We start from the raw sequence: 20,318 nt of genomic DNA on the forward strand, positions 1-20,318 counted from the left end.
GCTGCAACTAATCTATTCACCTGTTGAATTTTCGTCGGCCACAGCATCTTCCCAGGTATCCCATTTGGGAGTATTGGCATCATAGCCATCATATCCGAAATTTTGTGCTAATGGCGCCTTATTATTTGAGGTAATGGCCTTGAAAGGAATGGGCCAGTACATATTTTTCTTATCCATCGTATAATTCGGATTACTATTTCCTGTAGCATTGATCTGGATTGGGCCTTTGTTATATATACTGTAATGTACAATGCGCTGATACCAGTAACTTCCGCCGGAAGACCCCGTACCACTTTGTTTGTCAAAATCATCAAGCTTGTAGGTATTACCCCACTCATCAGGCTTTCCACTACGGGCAAGACAAAGCGATACACGTTTCAATTCCACATTACGCCATTCCTCCCAGTATAATTCGCGGGCACGCTCATTCATAATATCGCCGATGGTAACTGCTCCCTGGTATAACTGAGTGCACTTGGCGCGACGTCTGATAACATTTAAGTCCTCCGCAATAGTTGCATCACCGGGATTCAGATAAAACTTGGCTTCTGCTCTCAAAAGATAGGCCTCAGCCAAACGATACAAATACCAGTCGGCAATACCACCATTCGTAGCTCCCCTTAATCCGTCGGAACCCACAATATTCGCCTCATTAACCGGATCATCCAGGAAAAACTTATAGTGCGGCACATCGAACCAGCGGCGAATGGTATCACTACATAATAATGCTCCGTTGTCTGGATTACGCAATGTTATACTCTTGCCAAACTCCGTTGAAGCTTTATTATTAACCTTATAGTCTTCCATGCGCACCCAGTTACCACTGGCAGAATTATGCCTTAGATCGCCTGCATCCATTACCCCATTTACATTCCAGAGGGTATGAGTTGAAAAATAAGTGGGGCGGAATGTGGCGATACCGCGCCCGAAAGCTCTCATATAATCATATCTGGAATTGTAATCAGCATTAGGCACACCCCCGTTATTTTGGCGTCTTATATTTAACAAGGCTTGTTTGCCATCTTTAGTCTGGATACGATTGTCAAATACAAACGGGTAAAGAATACGCATAGTGAGCATTTGTTGAAAAGATTCTGCATCGGATCCACGGTTAGGCATTCCCATAATCACTTCCTTATTAGCCCCAATAAGCTTATTCTCGGCGCGGTGGAGATCCCAGATTACATTGCGGGTAATGGGCCACGTAAGTGGTTCACCACCATCATTAAAAGTACCAAAGTTATCCATCATCAGTGCATAGCCCGACTGATTGATTAAAATATCAGTTTGCTCTTTAGCCTTGGCATATTCACCAATAGCAAGGTAACATTTAGTCAGCAACATTCTACATGCGCCTTTATTAACTCTTCCTAACAGCGGCATATCTTTTTGTTCAGGCACCCATTGCACGGCAAACTCCATGTCTTTTGTTATCATCTGCAAAATCGCGTCGCGTTTGGTGCTGCGGTAATTTTGCTTGGGAACATCTACAATTCTGGCAACCAACGGAACATCCCCGTACTGGAACACCAGCGCCATATACCGGAACGCCCGGTGGAAATACGCCTGCCCCTTATAGGTATTGCGGGTAGCTTCGCTTAAGCCTTCAACTTTGTCGGCATAGGTAATTACAGTGTTAGCATACATAATGCCTTTGTAAGTTTCCTGCCATAAATACCACATGCTATTGGTTCTATCCAGATTTTGAAGAGTGGATTGATCACTGGTGGGCGTCAGCATATTGGTTACATCGCAGAGCATGCTGCGTCTGTCAGTAGCAGCTGCAACCATCAGATCGGAGAATATATACTCAGTGCCCAACGTCAACATTTCATTATGATCGGTGGCCCAGTAAGTCTTCAAATGGCGGTCGCTGATAGCAATGGCGGATACAAGCCCCGCCTCTGTTCTGAAAGTAGCTTCCGGATCGTAAAATGACAACGGGTCGGGTTTTAAAAATTCTTTGGAGCAACTCCCCAGGAACAGGATGCTGCCTAAACACAAAGCCAGGGCTTTGTATACATGATTCAGTTTTTGCGTTATCTGTTGCATATCTTTCATCTTAGTCAATTAGAAAATTATGTTTAATCCCAGGTTGTATACTCTAGAGGCCCAGGCCTGAGGATTATCATCACTATGGTAAGTTTCAGGATCACCAAACTCCCAGTCTTTGTTCCATACCGCCACATTACGCACGGTACCAAACACTTTAACCCGGTTGATATGGAATTTTGAGGTCCAATGTTGAGGAATAGTATACCCCACAGAGATGTTATCCAAACGAATGAAAGAGCGGTCATAAAGTCTACCGGCACCGGTAGCACCTTCGGGACCCCTTGCTTCAATACGACCGTATTTGTTAGTGGGGTTATCAATAGTCCAGTACTCTTTAGCCTGCAGGTTGGCCAACGCATAGGTCATACGTCCGCCATCATCATCGTTATTCAGATAAAAGCCGGCTAAGCTTTTATGTCCCATGTAAGAATATAAATTAAAGGAAACACTCAGGTTCTTCCACATAACAACCTCACTACGCAAAGACCAATGCAAAGGTGGTACGGTTACTCCCATAAACTCTTTGTCCCTGTCATTATACACATGTTTAACTTTTCCGGTTTCATCTGTTACGTCATCAGCTGTATAATTATTGGCAACTTTGGGGTCACCAGGCAATTGGCCATATTTAGCGGCCTCTGCGGCTTCGTTGGCTTGCCAGATGCCCGTAACGCGATAGTTCCAGATGGCGCCGATAGGCTGGCCAATAAACCAGCTATTAGCAATATCATCCCTTTCTTTCGTGCCGATCACATTACCATTAGCATCAAGTATATTCTCCCTGTCATAGTAAAGGTGTTTGATCCTGTTTTTATTATACGATAAACCTATTGTCGTGGTCCATTGTATTTTATCATTAGTGATATTCACGGTATTCAATGCAAGTTCAAATCCTGAATTATCTACCTGCCCCAGGTTAGTGGTAATCCATGGGAAACCGGTAAATTCAGGCAACCTTTGATCCATCACCATATCATGTGTTTGCATACGATAGTACTCAACCGTTCCCGATATACGATCATTCAGGAATCCGAAATCTAATCCAAGATTCCATGACGCCGTTTTTTCCCATTGCAAATTGGGGTTGGCTAAACGTTCCTGCATCAGGTACTTATACAACTGTAACTGCCCGGAAGCATTAAGGTAGCCCTGCCATTTTCCTGCGCCCTCATACAAGTTGGCCAGCGCTACATATGGATTGGCTAAGGAACGGTTGCCATTTTTTCCGTATGATAAACGCAGCTTACCAGTTGTCATTGCACTCCAGTTAAAGAATTTCTCATTGGTAAAGTTCCATGCAGCCGCGATAGAGGGGAAAAAAGCGTACGGATTAGATGTACCAAAAGCCGAATATCCATCCCTACGCGCAGAGGCGGTTAACATGTATCGGTTATCGTAGGAGTAAAATAAACGAGCCAGTAATCCACTAGCTGTTTCGCGTACATCATTACTTGAGAACTTACTATCAGCTTTAGAGCCATTGCCTGTATTGTGAAATCCCAGGGCATCAGAAGGTAATATGTTACGAGCCTCTATGCGGTCTGACCAATACCGGAGCTCCTCTGCTTCCTGCACCAGTGTGACCATTAAGCGATGTTTTCTTGCAAATGTCTGCTCCCAGTTAATAGTATTGTTCAGAGACCAGTCGAAGCGCTTGGCCTGTTCCCTGTTAACTCCCCTTGCCTTGGGATCGGAGCCAGGTAATTGAGCCGACATAAAATATCTGTCATAAAAAAACTGGTAGCGTGGAGACGCGTTGAAAGAATAAGTAATATTAAAAGGCAGTTTAATTTTCGCATACAAAATACTGTTCAGTACTGTATATCCTTTTTCCAGCTCCAGGTATTTTTTCTGAAAATCAAAATTATACCCTCTTTGACTAAATTCACCGCTTAACGGAAATTGGGTAAAGTTTCCTGCAGAATCAACGTAATCTGCATAAGGGCTGTTCCGCATCATCTGGTCCTGGTCTAACCCAATATTACCATCCGACCGGTCTTGGAAATTGATGTTGGCTCCAATATCCAGCCATTTTGTTACTTTGGCATCCAACTTTAAATTAGACCTGATGGCTGTATAATTATCATTTTTAACAGCACCCTGATTATTGAGGTAACCCAGGGAGAAATAGTAGTTAACACGATCGCCGGCACCACTCACGCTCGCATTGTAATCCTGGTTAAAGCCGGTGCGAAAAGTAAGATCCGTCCAATCTGTAGTCTTTCCATTCAGGAAATTCTGTAAAGCATTTCCCTGAAAACCTATCCGCTTAGCCCAGATACTCAAATCAGACTCACCTGATACATTAGTGGTATATCCACGCCATTGATCAATGGAAACATTTGAAGGCAGGCGATCTGGTTGCGTAAAAAACCATGGCCTGTTAACGTATACACCCGATTGATAAGCCTCGTAAGCCTTGGTTTCAGGATTGATCCCGTAAGTATTTTTTGTAAACCAGTCAACCCTGTGTTGCAGGTAAGCTTCAGGACTAAACCGCTCTCTAAAATTACTGCGTTGAGTGGCACCCACATTCATGGTAGCTGTAATAACAGGCTTACCTTGTTTACCCTTTTTTGTAGTAATCAAAATAACACCGCTTGCGGCTTTGGCACCGTAAACAGCCGCGGCCGAGGCATCTTTTAAGATGTCTACTTGCTCAATATCGTCGGGGTTTACTTCTGAAAGCTCTCCATAAAAGAGCATTCCATCTAAAATGATTAATGGATTATTATGTCCGCCGGCAGTATAAACAGTTCTTCTACCGCGCACTTCAATATTACCACCACCCTTTGCAGAGGGGTCGAAACCAACCCGAACACCCGGCGCCCCACGCAAAATATCCTGAACCGTTTTAGGGTTTTCATTAGCAATGTTATCAGGGCGTATCTGCACCACAGAGCCCGTAAGGTCTTTCTTACGCATAGTACCATAACCCACTACCACTACACCTTCCATATTGCTCTCTGTTGCTGCCAGATTGATGTTTAATTCCTCAAGCCCAGCTACAACTACCTCCTTTGTCGTATAGCCTACAAAAGTGATTTCCAGTGTTTGTCCTACATTCGCATCAATGGTAAACTGTCCTTTTTCATCTGTCAGAGTTGCAATGGTAGTACCTTTTACATTTACCGATGCCCCCGAAAGAGGAGCCCCGTCATTATTACGAACGGTACCTTTTATTGGCTCCCAATAATACTCAATCCCGTTTGCCATTGTACTATTGGCGAGCAAACTACCCGAAAAAGAAAGCATACAAATCAATTGCAGCAACGCAATCCTTGTAACATTTGTTACTAAATACTTATACTTCATAACCTTACTTTAAACTATTACAATGCTATTTGGCGATGGCCTGCTCAACCCGGGGGGTAACCAGGCCTATCGGTGACGATCTGGCATTTTGATACCAACCAGTACTTTATAGAGAATATTCGATTTTAAGCTTTATACAGGGCGACACCCCCGGACATTACCCAATATTGGTTTATTAAACTTGGGGGATTTAGCGACATCTCCGGATTACCGGGCTTTATACTTTTCATACAACTGACGATTCTTTTAACGGTTCTTATACACTGCAATCGATCTGTTCAAACAGGGAGAATATTGCCTGAATTCGAAGACAAATTAGAAAAAACACTTTAGAAGCCAAACAAGCCCAAACAATCAATTGGCCATTATTAACAACTATCTTTTTAATTATCAAATACTTAGCAAAACACCCAATGCTTTTTTTGGAATGATTAGTAAAATAGTTGAATAGCCCTGGCATCCCGCAAACGATTGCAAGATGATCAATCTTGTAGAAGAAAAGGGTGTTGATGTTTTAATAATAAATCGACTGGAACCCTAATCTGCATCATCTGCAATATGCGATGACCTTTTGGCGCGACCACCAAATTGCCTGGGGAAGTAAGAGAATGTAAATTGAAAGTATCGTTGCAATCCTTGTGTAACCGATGTGGTAGTAGTGTTACCCGATGAATAGTTATTGATGTTTTGATTTTGTCCTAATATATTAAACACCGACACGCGTGCCTCAAATAATTTTGTTTTAGGGAAGAAGTATCCCATGTTGGCATCCCAGTTAATATTTCTGATAGGCTGGGCATTTACAGAAATATTGTTGCTGTAGCGTACGTTACTTCCCAAATTAAAATTTTTGGGTACTTTAAGGGTAAAGCGCGCAGTAGTATTATAGGATCGGGTTTGAGCAGCAGGATAAATACTGGAACTGCCTGCCTGCTCGGAACTGGTTCTCCGTATGGCTTGTTGCAGGCCGGCCTCTATAACACCGGGTAAATTAAAAGATAAAGAAATTGAATGGTTCTGATTGTTGTTGTTATAGGTAAGCCTTTCCATATTAATGTACTGGGGTCTTTCAGCATCGGAAAGATCACTTCGGTAGCTAAGCTGAATACTGCCCTTTTTTAAAGGATGCGAAACATTTACGTTCATGTTACCGGAAAGAGCATTGCTATAACCCCTGCCTGTTGCAAAATGGGTATATCCCGTGTTCCATCCACCACCTGCGCCTATTTGTAAGGTGGTCTTGTCGAATTTAAACGACATAGCCATATAAAGTCCTGTATTAAAAGACCCCGATCCAGGTGTATTGATGAAATAAGTCGTGCGGCCACCATCATTATCGTAAATAGTACTGTCGATGATCCCGTTTCGTTCCATATCATATCCCATATTCACATTTGCATTAAATGACCTTTGCTCCTCGAATCCCCTGTTCTTATTAAAAGAAAGATCCAAATTAAATGCGTCGTTGAACTTTGATTTGAGGTTGGGGTTACCTACAATCATATTATACCTGTTGGCAGCGCTATCCTGTATCGGGTACAACTGATCGATAGTGGGTGCAGTTGCAGAGCTGCTATGTCCCAACCCAATACCAATATTGTATTGATCGGTTTTATTGTAGTTGTAGTTGATATTGGTTGATGGCGTAAAAAAATTATAAATAAAGGTCCGGTTGCGGTAACTTAAAGTAGATGTATTTTTTTGATATAACAATTGGTTTTGCAGGTTGGTACTAACTTGTATGCTTCTTTGGTAGCGGTCTGTAATCTGCTTGAAAAACATTTTCTCCAGTCGCAAGCCAGTTCTGCTGTTTACATCTGAAACACCGCTCAGGTTGGTAAGATTATTATTGGTAAGATACGAATTCGTGACACTATCCATGTCACTTACATCAGCGTTGATATCCGACCTTCCATATTGAGTGGTGTTATTCAAACCTATATTAATACCCCAAAAATTATGATCCTTGAACAAAAGTTGCCGAAGCCCGTTATAATTCAAGCTTACATTACCATTGAAATTAGAGTTACGGTTACTATATTTTCTATCATAAAGATTGGTATAAGCGCTATCAGACAGGGCTTCAAATTTACTGTAGGTGGTACTATTACTTAAACTGTTATCGTAGTTAAGCGAATAACTGATGGAGAGGCCGCCCGCACCCGGATCTTCATTGACTGAAGTGTTGTTATAGTTTCCACTAAGGCGAAACTGGTTATTTACATTTTCACCTTGAGAGGTATTAGCAGACCGGCTGGCCATTACAGAATCGTTCCGGTAAGTGGTAATATTTCCATCTGATGCATTACTGCCCTGCGACCGGGAAAAGTTGATGTTGGCTGAAAAAGACTGTTGCTTTTTGCGGGCTTCGTAGTTTGCATTTACAGACTGCATGAAAGAGCGGGAAAGATTATATCCTTCGTTAATATCGGTTAATTTTGAATCAGCCAGGTTCTTTACTGTTGTACGATTTGTAACAGAACTATTGCGGTTGCCTGAAACATTGTACCCTCCATGCAAAGACCGATCATTATATAAACCCGGAGCCTCCTTAAAATACTGCCGGAACGTAGTACCTATAGTCCAGTTATTGCGGATATTCAGATCTTTGTTTTGAAGAACCGGCTCTATATCACCCAGGGCTCTTTGAACGATATTGCCACTACCGTTAAAACCGAAATGTGTTTTTTTATTGTACAGCTGCAACGACATATTTCCTCCATAACTATCGTTGGTACCTGCCAGTGCTGTTGTGTTACCAAAATATCCCTTTCGCTTCTCGGGCTTTAACTTAATATTCATTACCACTGTAGAGTCTTTGGCGATATCGGCCGCTGTTTGTTTGTAAATATCTTTTTCCTGGTATACCTGTATTTTATCAACTGCGTGTTTAGGCAGATTTTTTACAGCCATATTAAAACTGCCATCAAAGAAAGGCCTGCCATCTACATATAACTTAGTCACTTTCCTTCCATTCACCGTAAGCGAACTATCCTGCCATCTTGTAATACCGGGCACTCTTGATAACAGCTCATCTACCACTTCTATAGAATCCAGCTTAATACCGGCGGGATTAATCTCCAGCGTGTCACCATTCATCGTTACCGGCGCTACCGATTTCACTACTACTTCTTCCAGCAATTGCCCGGTGTCTTTTACCAGCCCAATTGTTTGAAGATTAATAAAAATTTCTATAGAATCAAGGTAGATAGCTTTTGAAAAGCCGGCATATCCTGTATGAGTTACAGCAACAAATAGATCCGTTTTTAATGGAAGACTTTTTATTTCGAAAGCACCCCGCTCTTTGGTTATCTGGTAACCTATCAACGCAGAGTCACTTTTTTTATAAACAGTTACTGTTGCCGAACGCAATGCATTGCTGTCGGTTGAACTAACCACATACCCCTTAACACTCCCCTCTTTTTGAGCAAATAAAATAACCGGCAGCAGCAGGAATAGGATGAAGACGATTGATCTCATTGAAGGTCCTGTTGTTCTTTGGGTTTTACACGAATGAGCACAGGATTATCCGTTTCCTTTGCTGTATTATAAAACCGGGTAAGGCTCGCCTGGTATTTCCATTTGGATTTGGCAGCGTTTTTTCTCTTTCTAAAAAGACTGCGCGCCGTTACGCTTTGATAGATGCCGGATTGATCAGCAGCCAGTATCGCTCCCGTTGGAGGGAACATGTAATTACTGCTATCAGGCGACAGCTCTTTGTATTTATAAATACAATGATTAATTCTGTTGTATATAAAATAGTCATAAGCAAAAGATTTGTTTATGCTAAAGAAAAGATAGGGTTCTAGACTAAATACCTGGCGAATATTATTGGTGTTGAAGACAACTGAAGCACCGGTTCTCCCGGGGCCAAAACCAGGTGCTGACATTATGGGCATATCTCCAACAAAAAATGAGGCAGCCCCTGTTCCGAAAGACATTTCGTTTGTTTCTTGTACAGGTGCAACTACTTTATAACGTTCGGTAACAGATGAAGGCGTTAAAGCATAAATGATCGAATCGAACGGCCTTGTCATAAGGAATACCGAATCATTTAATGTAGCGCTAAAACTGCATTGCCATACGGCGCCACTACCGCTAAATGCTGAATCTTTTTTTATACTGTATGGAAAGAAACTCTTTATCCATTTGTTGCCTGTCACTATATGTATCTGATGATCTAATGTGTCTTTATTATTGGGATTTGATTTTATGACACTGTAAGCAAGGTGATTACTATCCAGCGATACAGGATTGGCAAGCCAGTATGCATAAGGCGGTAACTCTTCTGAGCGCAACTTAAGTATATCGCCCAGGTACAACCTGGTGCTTTGTATCAATCCCGGTAGCTCTTTTCCGGGGCCCTTCTCCAGGTAAGCCTGTAGCTTTGTAGCGGAAATATTATAATTTTCATTCTGGCTGAAAATAAGCAAAGCATGATGCGCCGGGTCCAACCGGATAAAGTTGATCCTGTATCTGCTCTGTTTGTTTTTATACTTTGTTACAAAGCGGCCATTCTTATCAAAAAAGAGCACGGCGTCAGTATCAGGATCGAGGATGATAAAATATTGATTGGTTACCAGCAATTGCTTTACGATTCCAAAGACAGATGCACGGGAGGTTTCTAAAGGAATAATTTCAGCGTCCTCAAAAAGAGCAGAAAAACTGGTGTCGATAGCCCGGGACGGATCTAATACAGGTATGGATTGGGCACGAACCGTACCCAGTATCCCGATCAACCAACCGATTAGCATGTAATATTTCACAAAAGAAAATAGCAGTTAATTCGCCAAATATAATTGAGACCGCTCAGATGATATGATAGCTAATTGTTAAATGCTGGTTTTCATAGGAAAATAAGTCCGGAACATAAGGCTGATTTTATTTCATCAATCAAATCTCAAAATAAATTTATTGCAATTCAATAAATTTATTTTGAGATTTGACAAACACTTGTATATCTTTGTGATGAAAACATATTCACTGTTTAAATCTATATCATGAAATCAGTCAATATTGCATCCAACGAGGTATCCCAGGGCTCCTGGAGGCCTTCTACCAAAACAAGAATCATTTTAATCCTGCTCTACATTATTGCCTGGATCATATTTGTGGGTTTGAGCATAGAAGCAGGTAGCTTTATCACCAATACTGTTTTCATTCTGGCTAAGCCTGAAGTGGTCCCCCATCTGTGGCAACAGGTTGACCTCAGAGATCTGTTTCAATACGGACACGGCTTTTTCTTTACCATGGTAATGATCGTCAGCATCGTGACGGTACTCAAAGCAATCTTGTTTTATTTGATCATCAGTATACTACATAACAAAAAACTCAGCATAGAACAACCGTTCACTTTTATTGCCCAGCGTTTTATTGTACGGATTGCTTCCCTGTCACTTTTGATTGGATTATTTTCCATACTGGGTGCGAAGGGTGCTGTCTGGTTAAGCGTGCAAGGCGTGAAATTACCCGATCTGCAAGCACTTCATATAGGCGGTGCAGATGTATGGATCTTTATGAGTCTGGCGCTTTTTGTTGTGGCCTATATCTTTAAAAGAGGGATTGAATTACAAAATGAAACCGACTTAACTGTATAAAAATTTATAATGGCTACTTATACAAGAAAAAATGCTACCCGTCAGGCTTATATCATATTTGCAGCTTTTATTGCTATTACTTTATTCTTTATAGTTCCGCAATTTACCGGGTATTTTACCGGAGAGAACTGGGTAAGATTGGATGTACAAAAAAGGGAAAATGCGCCAGTTCGAATTAGCAACACATTGATACAAACAGACAGCATCTCTCATTCACGATTGATAGCCCAACCAGATTTTAAACTCGAAATACAACCTGGCTCAAGCTGGGGTATCTATTTTTTAGTGCGGGAATTATCTGGATTTATTTTTGCCTTTATTAGTTTGTGGTATATTTTGAAGGCGATAAAAAACATGCAAAGCGAAGACAGCTTTGAACAGACTACCTTCGAAGCTATTTACAAAATCGGCCGCATATTGATATTTGCAGGTATAGTCATTTACCTGGATAAGTACTTTTTAAATTGGTGGCTATTAAAAACTTTGGGATATTCTTTATATAAAGTCCCCTCTGGTGGCGGCATTTACCTATTCTTCGGTGCATTAAGTATATACTTTGCCAAATATTACAGACGAGGCATTTTACTGCAAACAGAAAGCGAATTAACAGTATAGTATGGCAATTATTATTAACCTGGATGTGATGATGGCAAAACGCAAAATGTCGCTGAATGAACTCAGCGATAGAGTAGGCATTACCTTATCCAATCTTTCTATTCTTAAAAACGGGAAGGCCAAAGCAGTACGTATTGAAACGCTGAATGCTATTTGCAAAGCACTGGATTGCCAGCCTGGGGATATTCTGGAGTATAGAGAAGGTGAATAGTGAATGATCAATAGATAATAAGAGAGCTTATTAAGGTGATGAGAATAATCAATGCTCAATGTTCAATTTTCAACACACAATGCCTCGCACCTTCCGCACTTTCAACTGTCATCTGCCGCCTATCAACTGTCAACTACTCATCACTTCGCACTCACCTTCCAAATAATGCCCGCTGTATCATCATTCACCAGTAAGGAACCATCTGTTGTCACAGCAACACCTACAGGCCGTCCATACACTTCACTCTTTTCGTCACTGGCAATAAAGCCGGTTAAAAAGTCCACTGCTGGTTTGGGTTTGCCTTTTTCAAATGGGATAAATACCACTTTATAACCAGAAAGTTTAGAACGGTTCCAGGAGCCATGCTGCCCCACAAATGCACCATTTTTATACTTTGCAGGGAACTTGCCTGCTTTATAAAATACCAGCCCTAATGAAGCTGTATGTGGCCCCAGGGGCACATCAGGAATAATCGATTTCTTCACCAGGTCATCATGCGGATCCTGAGCCCAGCGCGGATCTTTCACCTTTCCAAAATAGCTGAAGGGCCAGCCATACCAACCACCACGTTTAACACTTGTGGCATAATCGGGTACAATTTCATCACCCAGTCCATCACGCTCATTTACTGCGGTCCAAAGCTCGCCTGTAACCGGGTTCCAGTCTAACCCAACAGGATTGCGCAAACCGCTCGCATAAATTTTCAGATCACTTCCATCGGGGTTGGCTTCATAAACCAGGGCACGCCCTTTTTCAGCCTCCATACCATGTTCTCCAACATTACTGGCCGATCCTACCGTGATATAAATTTTGTCGCCTTTTTTATTGGAAATGATATTTCTTGTCCAGTGATTATTATATCCCCCTGCATAAAGTGATACAATTTTCTCTCCTTCGCCTTCCAGTTTAGTATCGCCGGCTTTATAAGCATAACGGTAAACGCCATCGGTATTAGCGATATAGAAATAATTGCCCAATACCAGCATACCAAAATTACGATTGAGGTTATTGATAAAAACATAGCGTTCATCTACTTTTCCATCTTTATCAGTATCTCTTAGTAAAGTGATCTGGTTGGCACTTTTACGGGTGCCTGCCTCTGCCACAAAATAATCACCGTTAGGCGCAACATAGGTCCAGCGCGGGTTTTCGAGCTTATCGGCAAACCGGGTCACTATAAATCCTTCTGGAGCTTTAGGGGTTGCACCCTCCGGCCAGGGAATCGTTTTACTGTTTTTATTGGCAGACTCTGTTTTAAAAGGCGGCTGTAAAACCAGCGGTCCTACCGTAGTTTTCACTGTTACTGGCGCCTGGGCTGCCAGCTTCTGTTTCGTATCATTATCTATTTTGCCCTGCGCATTGGCACCGGCAGTTAAAGCCGTAAGGGATACGATGAAAGCCAATTTTTTTAACTGCATGGTATATTTTTTCGAGAGTTTAGAGGATGAGTACCTGTTAAAGAACATTTTTCGAAAAGGCAAGATTGATGCCATGTATTATTAACCTTTCAACCAACTATTCAAACTCGTAACCAATATCACTACGGTAGTACATATCGTCAAAATTGATTTTTGATAAGGCGCCTTTAGATTGAGTAACCGCTTCGGAAGTATTCGATCCAAAAGAAGTAGCACAAAGCACACGTCCCCCGTTGGTTACAATCTGGCCATCTTTCTCTTTAGTTCCTGCCTGGAAAACGATTGTGTCACCACTCACATCAGACAAGCCTTCTATTTTATAACCCTTTTCGAAGCTACCCGGATAGCCACCGCTCACTGCCACAACCGTTACTGCGGTGCGCGGATCGGTTTCAATGCTGATACCGTCCAACCGATGCTCCGCCGCTGCCAGGCAAAGATCGGCCAGGTCGTTTTTTAAACGGGGCATTACCACTTCGGTTTCCGGATCGCCCATACGGCAATTATACTCAATTACAAATGGCTCATTATTTACTTTAATTAAACCGATAAAAACAAAACCGGTGTAGTTAATCTCTTCTTTATTCAATCCGTTTACGGTTGGCTCAATAACCTGAGTTGTTACTTTTTGCATGAAATCACCGGCTGCAAAAGGTACGGGACTAACAGCGCCCATTCCGCCCGTGTTCAAACCGGTATCTTTCTCCCCGATGCGCTTATAATCTTTGGCTTCGGGCAATAACACATATTCCTTACCATCCGTCAAAATAAACACACTCATCTCTATGCCATCCAGAAACTGCTCTACTACCACGGTTTTACTGGCATCGCCAAATTTAGCCTGCACCAGCATGGCTTCAAATTCTATGATCGCATCGGCATGCGTGGTACAAATAACCACACCTTTACCCGCCGCTAACCCATCTGCCTTTAATACAATCGGTAAAGAATGTTGCTGCAGGTAATTCACACCATCTTCAAACTGTTCGGCAGTAAATTCGCGGTAAGCAGCGGTAGGAATATTATGCCGCTGCATAAAAGCCTTGGCAAAAGCCTTGCTGCCTTCCAATTGTGCACCAAACTGTGACGGTCCTATAAAATGAATGTGTTTAAGCGCATCCTGCTGAAAATGATCCCATGCGCCCTTTACCAGCGGCTCCTCAGGTCCGGCAATTACCATATCAATGGTATTGTCCAGGCAAAATCGCCCCAGACCTTCAAAATCAGTGATTGCTATATTAATATTGGTGCCGCATTGTGCCGTTCCGGGGTTACCAGGAGCTATAAACAATTCATGTTGCCCGTTTCCTCTTTCCTTAATGTTCCAGGCCAGCGCATGCTCTCTGCCCCCGCCGCCCAATATCAATATTTTCATTTTTCACTATTTTTAAAGGTCGTGAAGGTAATAAATCTCTTATGAAGGCTGTGATAATGAATAGGGTAATTTTTTCCCTTATAACCGCTCATAACAGTTTTGTATCCACATTCAACTAAATTCCTATATTTACTGATCTTGTATAAAATTTAATTCGTATGTCAGCAACCGAAAATGACTTTTTTAAGAGCCGCGTATTAGGCCACCCTTCGGGATTATTTGTTTTATTTTTTACAGAAATGTGGGAGCGGTTCTCTTACTATGGCATGAGAGCGCTTTTGGTACTTTTTTTAACGTCATCATTAATAGGGGATAACCCGGGCTGGGGATGGCCGAGAGAGCATGCTCTTGCTTTATATGGATCTTACACGGCTATGGCTTACCTCACCCCTATTTTAGGCGGTTATTTTGCTGATCGAATTTTGGGGTACCGATGGGCAGTAGTAGTTGGCGCCACCTTAATGACACTAGGACATGCCTCAATGGCAGTAGAAGTCAACCCCTTCTTTTTATACCTCGGTTTGATATTGCTTGTACTTGGTAATGGTTTTTTCAAACCCAATATGACGTCCATCCTTTCTGAAATGTATAAGTCACATCCGGAAAAAAAAGATGGCGCTTATACCATCTTTTACATGGGCGTAAACTCCGGGGCTTTCCTGGGAATGCTGTTATGCGGTTATTTAGGTGAAAAAGTAGGCTGGAGCTGGGGTTTTGGATTGGCCGGTATTTTCATGCTCGTGGGCATGTTGCAGTTCTATTTCACCCAGGGAATTTTTGGTAAAATTGGCCTGAGACCTAAAACAAATGATGGATTAAACGATGTGGCTGAAAGCACCGAAGGCGAGGTGGTAGAGAGCAAAACAAATGTGGAAAACATTGACAATTCGCCTAAAAATCCTTTTTCTACTTTCGATCTGATCGTTATAACTATTGTATCTGCAATCGGATTGGTTTGGGTAATCAATGATCCGGTTTCTAAAATTACCTCCTTCAACCTTTTTAATTTTTCGGTGGGCAGTCTTGATGGCAGCAACCTTGTTGTTTTGATAGCCCTGGCCTTGTTTCTATTTATTCTTGTAAAAAGGATCACGCAGTATGCGCCTGTATTGCGAGACCGTATGATTGCTATTGTTGTACTTGCTTTCATTACGGTATTTTTTTGGGCCTCATTTGAACAAGCCGGCGGATCCATGACCATTTTTGCAAAAGATTATACGGACAGAATATTGGAGGGAACCGGGAAAGTAATTTTCAATATTGTCAACACGATGATCACCATCATTCCAATGCTGATCATCTCTTTTGTTTTAGCGAAATTATTTGGACAGACCTTCAAAAAATATAGCGCGGGCAATATTGTACTGGCTTTTGGTTTTTTACTCATCTGGGGGCTGGTAATATACATGCTTAGCCAGCAATATGCAGAAGAAAAATCAGAAATACCTGCTACCTGGTTTGGAATTCTGAACTCACTGTTCATTATCAGCCTGGCTCCGCTGGTATCCAAAATATGGGAAAGCAAACTGAATCCACCCGCTACTGTAAAAAATGGCATCGGCATGATCCTGCTGGGTATCGGCTTTGCTGCTCTGGCTATCGGTGCTTCATCGATTCCCCAGGGAGCGAAAGTTGCCCAGGTAAGTCTCATCTGGCTGGTGTTAGCTTATTTGTTCCATACCTTGGGAGAACTTTTTATATCACCTGTGGGCTTATCCTATGTAAGTAAACTGGTTCCTGGCAGAATGATAGGCATTATGTTTGGTATTTGGTACCTGGCAATAGCTATTGGTAACAAACTTGCAGGCAGCATTGGTGGCGAAATCGATAAGATTACGGCCAAATACGACATGCAGACTTTCTTCCTGATATTTACACTCATACCTATGGCGCTGGGAGTTTTAATTATACTGCTTACCCCGGTAATCAGAAAACTCATGCATGGTATCAGATAATTTTACTTTATTTTTATTTAGCAAGTCCTAAACAAGTTTTGGGACTTTTTTAATTGTACTATATGACTGAAAGAACTATCGGCAAACAACCCCGCCAACTGTATCTGTTGTTTTTTGCAGAGATGTGGGAACGTTTTTCATTTTATGGAATGAAAGCGCTTCTTATCGCCTACATGGTTACCGAATTAAAATTTGACGAACCCAAATCCTACGGAATATTAGGAGCTTACTCTGCGCTGGTATATACCATGCCGATGCTGGGAGGTATGCTGGCAGATCGCTTCCTGGGATACCGGAGAGCCGTTATCTATGGAGGTATTTTAATGACCATTGGGCACCTGGTATTGGCCCTGCCCCAGGAATGGAGCTTTTTTTACGGTATGGCTTTTATTATTTGCGGCAACGGCTTTTTCAAACCCAATATATCAAGCCTGGTGGGTACTCTGTATGAAGAAAACGATCCCCGGCGCGATAGTGGCTTTTCCCTTTTTTACATGGGTATCAATATTGGTGCGGCTCTGGGAGGTTTGCTTTGCGGCTATGTGGGCCAGAGAATCAACTGGCACTATGGCTTTGGGCTAGCCGGCATTTTTATGGTTTTAGGGTTAATCGTTTTTGTAATAGGGCAGAAATCTTTAGGGCATCGCGGCCTTCCTCCTAATTTGGCAGCACTTAAGAAAAGGGTAGCAGGCATTACTAACGAGCAGCTGATTTATGTGGGCTCTTTATTGATCATCCCGGTGGTGGTAGCATTATTTAACCGTTATGAGATCATGGATTATTTTATGGCGGTACTGGGTATCGTTGCTATATCCTATGTGCTATGGGAAGCCTCCCGAATGGAAGCTGCTGCAAGAAACAAGCTGATCGCTGCATTGTTTATGATCATTTTCTCCATCCTGTTCTGGGCCTTTTATGAGCAGAATGCCGGAGCGCTTAACCTGTTTGCCATGCGTAATGTAGACATGCATGTGATGGGTACCGAACTGCCTGCATTGTCGGTAAACAACTTCCTTCCTCCGGGTTGGGTAGTTATACTTAGCTTTTTCTTCGCCTGGTTATGGACCTGGCTGGCTAAGCGTAAACTTGAGCCGGCAACTCCCGTAAAATTTGGTTTTGCTTTTGTGTTAATGGCTGCGGGATTCCTGGTATTTTACCTGGCCTGTTTAAATGCAGAAAGCGGGCTGATCAGTTTGTTTGCTTTTGCCATGGGCTACATGTTCATTATCTCGGGTGAGCTTTGCCTGTCTCCTATCGGTCTGTCAATGGTTACTAAGTTATCACCGATAAGAATGGTAGCTGTAATGATGGGTATCTGGTTTTTTGCAAGCGCCGGTGGTGAATTTCTGGCCGGTAAAATTGGCAAAATGATGAGCGTGCCCGAAGCAGTACAAAATAATGCGGTTGCCTCTCTTCCTTATTATGCTACTATATTAAAAGAGATCGCTATAGCGTCAGCCATTGCCGGAGCGTTGATACTGCTATTATCACCACTGGTAAAGAAATGGATGGGGGATGTGAAGTAAGTTGGTTGACTGGTTGATAAGCTAATTGGTTGGCCAGTAACCCACACAGAGTAATATGGTGAAGCAGTTGATTTATCGATGAACACCGATGTTCACTTCCACGACCCTAAATAAGTAATCGGTTTATGATTTGCCGGAATGATGGAAAAACTGTTGACTGGTTAATAAGTTGACAAGGGGTATCCCTTTCAACCAATCAACTAGTCAACTTGTCAACTTCCCCCTACACAAAACTATCCACTTCCCTGTATGCCTGCACTAATCGCTCTTCTCCCTCTTTGCCTGATTTCGACAGGCCGTGTTCCATCCCTACAACACCCTTGTAGCCTTTTTCATACAGGAACTTAAATACATTTTTATAGTTGACCTCGCCGGTAGAGGGTTCTCTGCGCCCCGGGTTATCTCCTACCTGTATGTAAGGAATCTCATCCCAGCAAAGCTCAATATTCTTGATCAGGTTACCTTCATTCTTTTGCATGTGGTAGGCATCGTATAATATTTTGCAACTGGGGCTATCTACAGCCTTACATATTTCATAGGTTTGGGTAGAATACCTCAGGAATAAATCCGGTGTGTCGCTCAACGGCTCCAGCACCATTACAATACCGTGCGGCTCAAATATTTCCGCACCGCGACGTAAAGCCTCAATAACGTTAGCCGTTTGTATAGATAATGGTAAATTCTTCTCAAAATCACCAGGCACCACTGTAACCCATTTGGCATTACAACGCTTGGCTACTTCCACCGACTTACGGCAACCCTCCAGGAAAATATCAACATGCTCTTTCTTTTTTGCCGCCAGGGTGTTAGCACCGTTCCCGCCCTTAGGCACCACAAAAACTCCCATCCGCATACCTAGCTTAGCAAGTGTTTCGCCAATTTTCGTTTGCTGTTCGGTAGAGCGCCCTGTCATTCCGTTATCTTCAATCGACCTGAAACCCAGGTCGTGCATATATTTGATCTGGTCGATAAAATCTTTTCCGCCACTGGTAGCAAACATGCCGTCATGTGGCGCATAATCTAAATGAAACGGCTGTCCTTTTGAAACGTTGGTTTTAGTCTGGCCGAAAGCTGCAGTAGCGGCTGCAAAAGAACCTGTGGTAAGCAGTGTGTTTTTTAAGAAGGACCTTCTTTGCATCGTTATTTTTTCGTGAAAAATAGTAAAACTTCGCTAACCAACCTAAACAACCGTTTGCACAAAATCGTTTTCATCGAATTTCTATATCTTTAAGCCATGCAGAAAATTGTATTGATTGCTGTTTGCAGTGCCATGGCAGCAGCCCTTCACGCTCAAAACCAGTCGTTCGAAAAATATGAACAAGCTATTCCGGGCAGCCCGGTAAAATTTGAAATGGTACCTGTTAAGGCCGGCAGCTTTAAAATGGGAAGTAAAATATCGAAGCAGGCTGACGAACAGCCTGAACACGAAGTAACGCTCAGCGCATTTTGGATGGGAGCCAAAGAAGTAACCCATGACGAATTTGCACTTTACCTTAACGACGAAACTTACGCAGAGAATAGCGATGTAGATGCCATCACCCGGCCCTCACGCCCTTATATTGAAATGACATTAGGCATGGGAAAAGAAGGGGGTTTTCCTGCCAACAGCATGAAGCAACACGGCGCCATTATGTATTGTAAATGGCTGTATGAGAAAACAAGCATTTTTTACCGGCTGCCAACGGAAGCAGAATGGGAATATGCCTGCCGTGCCGGCTCCACTACCCTTTACCCTTTTGGTAACGACAGCAGCCAGTTAAAAAATTATGCATGGTATGCAGCCAACAGCGGCGACCGGTATCAAAAAGCAGGATTGAAAAAACCCAATGCCTGGGGGCTTTATGATATGCTGGGCAATGTACAGGAATGGGTGCTGGACCAGTATAGTGCAGACGCCTATGCTAAATCGGCAAAAAATGTAGCAGATCCGGTTAATACGCCCACCAGCAAACACCCTTTGGTAGTACGGGGTGGCGACTACAATGATCCGGCCAGTGCTTTAACCAGTGCCAACCGCGAGGCTTCCGATCTCATCTGGAATCGTCGCGATCCGCAAATACCTAAAAGTAAATGGTGGAATGCCGACGCCCCTTTTGTTGGATTTAGATTAGTGCGCCCGGTGAAGCAACCAACTAAGGAAGAAGCTGAAAAGTTCTTTGAAACTTATCTGAGCTTGTAAGTGATCAATGATGAGTAAGGAGTGGTGAGCATATAATAAGATACAGCTCCTCCAGTTAAAACATAACAATCA

13 protein-coding genes are annotated in these 20,318 nt (G+C 42.5%); 6 read left to right on the top strand and 7 right to left on the bottom strand.

Features of this window, described 5'->3' with window-relative positions; genetic code table 11:
* Nucleotides 1–12: 12 nt before the first annotated feature.
* The 4 genes from ACLOAU_RS23980 to ACLOAU_RS23995 all read right to left on the bottom strand — a co-directional run bounded on the left by ACLOAU_RS23980 (nucleotide 13) and on the right by ACLOAU_RS23995 (nucleotide 10,136).
* Entirely contained in the window at nucleotides 13–2,052 is a 2,040-nt protein-coding gene (locus ACLOAU_RS23980; protein ID WP_427864463.1) for a RagB/SusD family nutrient uptake outer membrane protein, read from the bottom strand.
* A gap of 18 nt (nucleotides 2,053–2,070) precedes the next feature.
* Nucleotides 2,071–5,370, bottom strand: a complete 3,300-nt coding sequence (locus ACLOAU_RS23985; RefSeq protein WP_427864464.1) for a SusC/RagA family TonB-linked outer membrane protein — start codon at nucleotides 5,368–5,370, stop codon at nucleotides 2,071–2,073.
* A 537-nt stretch (nucleotides 5,371–5,907) separates the two neighbouring features.
* Entirely contained in the window at nucleotides 5,908–8,850 is a 2,943-nt protein-coding gene (locus tag ACLOAU_RS23990) for an outer membrane beta-barrel protein (RefSeq protein ID WP_427864465.1), read from the bottom strand.
* Nucleotides 8,847–10,136 carry a 6-bladed beta-propeller gene (locus tag ACLOAU_RS23995; protein ID WP_427864466.1) on the bottom strand — a complete coding sequence of 430 codons (1,290 nt, stop codon included), beginning with the start codon at nucleotides 10,134–10,136 and terminating at the stop codon, nucleotides 8,847–8,849. The genes ACLOAU_RS23990 and ACLOAU_RS23995 overlap by 4 nt, the downstream gene beginning before the upstream one ends.
* A gap of 234 nt (nucleotides 10,137–10,370) precedes the next feature.
* Here ACLOAU_RS23995 and ACLOAU_RS24000 point away from each other — a divergent pair, with 234 nt between their 5' ends.
* Genes ACLOAU_RS24000 through ACLOAU_RS24010 form a run of 3 tightly spaced genes read left to right on the top strand, consistent with a single transcriptional unit; the run spans nucleotide 10,371 to nucleotide 11,793 of the window.
* Entirely contained in the window at nucleotides 10,371–10,967 is a 597-nt protein-coding gene (locus ACLOAU_RS24000) for a hypothetical protein (protein ID WP_427864467.1), read from the top strand.
* A gap of 9 nt (nucleotides 10,968–10,976) precedes the next feature.
* Nucleotides 10,977–11,582 carry a DUF2975 domain-containing protein gene (locus ACLOAU_RS24005; RefSeq protein ID WP_427864468.1) on the top strand — a complete coding sequence of 202 codons (606 nt, stop codon included), beginning with the start codon at nucleotides 10,977–10,979 and terminating at the stop codon, nucleotides 11,580–11,582.
* A gap of 1 nt (nucleotide 11,583) precedes the next feature.
* Entirely contained in the window at nucleotides 11,584–11,793 is a 210-nt protein-coding gene (locus ACLOAU_RS24010) for a helix-turn-helix domain-containing protein (protein WP_427864469.1), read from the top strand.
* A gap of 140 nt (nucleotides 11,794–11,933) precedes the next feature.
* Here the strand turns inward: ACLOAU_RS24010 and ACLOAU_RS24015 are convergent, their stop codons facing one another.
* Together ACLOAU_RS24015 and purD are read right to left on the bottom strand one after the other, a co-directional pair.
* Nucleotides 11,934–13,211 carry a PQQ-dependent sugar dehydrogenase gene (locus tag ACLOAU_RS24015; protein ID WP_427864470.1) on the bottom strand — a complete coding sequence of 426 codons (1,278 nt, stop codon included), beginning with the start codon at nucleotides 13,209–13,211 and terminating at the stop codon, nucleotides 11,934–11,936.
* Between the two features lie 97 nt (nucleotides 13,212–13,308).
* Entirely contained in the window at nucleotides 13,309–14,586 is a 1,278-nt protein-coding gene (purD, locus tag ACLOAU_RS24020) for a phosphoribosylamine--glycine ligase (RefSeq protein ID WP_427864471.1), read from the bottom strand.
* A 158-nt stretch (nucleotides 14,587–14,744) separates the two neighbouring features.
* Here purD and ACLOAU_RS24025 point away from each other — a divergent pair, with 158 nt between their 5' ends.
* Nucleotides 14,745–16,541 (top strand): peptide MFS transporter, encoded by a 1,797-nt coding sequence (locus ACLOAU_RS24025; protein WP_427864472.1) that lies wholly within the window; start codon nucleotides 14,745–14,747, stop codon nucleotides 16,539–16,541.
* Nucleotides 16,542–16,603: 62 nt separating this feature from the next.
* Nucleotides 16,604–18,067, top strand: a complete 1,464-nt coding sequence (locus ACLOAU_RS24030; protein WP_427864473.1) for a peptide MFS transporter — start codon at nucleotides 16,604–16,606, stop codon at nucleotides 18,065–18,067.
* A 223-nt stretch (nucleotides 18,068–18,290) separates the two neighbouring features.
* On the opposite strand, the gene ACLOAU_RS24035 is transcribed toward ACLOAU_RS24030, so the two are convergent.
* A complete protein-coding gene (locus ACLOAU_RS24035) occupies nucleotides 18,291–19,205 on the bottom strand; it encodes a hydroxypyruvate isomerase family protein (protein WP_427864474.1) in 915 nt (304 codons plus the stop codon).
* A 96-nt stretch (nucleotides 19,206–19,301) separates the two neighbouring features.
* On the opposite strand from ACLOAU_RS24035, the gene ACLOAU_RS24040 reads away from it, so the two are divergent.
* Complete coding sequence (locus ACLOAU_RS24040) at nucleotides 19,302–20,246, top strand: formylglycine-generating enzyme family protein (RefSeq protein ID WP_427864475.1); 945 nt, start codon at nucleotides 19,302–19,304, stop codon at nucleotides 20,244–20,246.
* The last annotated feature ends 72 nt before the right edge of the window (nucleotides 20,247–20,318 follow it).

Origin of the sequence: Paraniabella aurantiaca, assembly GCF_050309965.1 — a bacterium.
Taxonomy (GTDB): Bacteria; Bacteroidota; Bacteroidia; order Chitinophagales; family Chitinophagaceae; genus Niabella.

Excerpts from the sequence above, each read along its gene's own strand:
- ACLOAU_RS24000 (WP_427864467.1), top strand. The coding sequence starts at position 10,371 with ATGAAATCAGTCAATATTGCATCCAACGAGGTATCCCAGGGCTCCTGG.
- purD (WP_427864471.1), bottom strand. The coding sequence starts at position 14,586 with ATGAAAATATTGATATTGGGCGGCGGGGGCAGAGAGCATGCGCTGGCC.
- ACLOAU_RS24015 (WP_427864470.1), bottom strand. The coding sequence starts at position 13,211 with ATGCAGTTAAAAAAATTGGCTTTCATCGTATCCCTTACGGCTTTAACT.
- ACLOAU_RS23985 (WP_427864464.1), bottom strand. The coding sequence starts at position 5,370 with ATGAAGTATAAGTATTTAGTAACAAATGTTACAAGGATTGCGTTGCTG.
- ACLOAU_RS24030 (WP_427864473.1), top strand. The coding sequence starts at position 16,604 with ATGACTGAAAGAACTATCGGCAAACAACCCCGCCAACTGTATCTGTTG.
- ACLOAU_RS24010 (WP_427864469.1), top strand. The coding sequence starts at position 11,584 with ATGGCAATTATTATTAACCTGGATGTGATGATGGCAAAACGCAAAATG.
- ACLOAU_RS23980 (WP_427864463.1), bottom strand. The coding sequence starts at position 2,052 with ATGCAACAGATAACGCAAAAACTGAATCATGTATACAAAGCCCTGGCT.
- ACLOAU_RS24025 (WP_427864472.1), top strand. The coding sequence starts at position 14,745 with ATGTCAGCAACCGAAAATGACTTTTTTAAGAGCCGCGTATTAGGCCAC.
- ACLOAU_RS23990 (WP_427864465.1), bottom strand. The coding sequence starts at position 8,850 with ATGAGATCAATCGTCTTCATCCTATTCCTGCTGCTGCCGGTTATTTTA.
- ACLOAU_RS24035 (WP_427864474.1), bottom strand. The coding sequence starts at position 19,205 with ATGCAAAGAAGGTCCTTCTTAAAAAACACACTGCTTACCACAGGTTCT.
- ACLOAU_RS24040 (WP_427864475.1), top strand. The coding sequence starts at position 19,302 with ATGCAGAAAATTGTATTGATTGCTGTTTGCAGTGCCATGGCAGCAGCC.
- ACLOAU_RS24005 (WP_427864468.1), top strand. The coding sequence starts at position 10,977 with ATGGCTACTTATACAAGAAAAAATGCTACCCGTCAGGCTTATATCATA.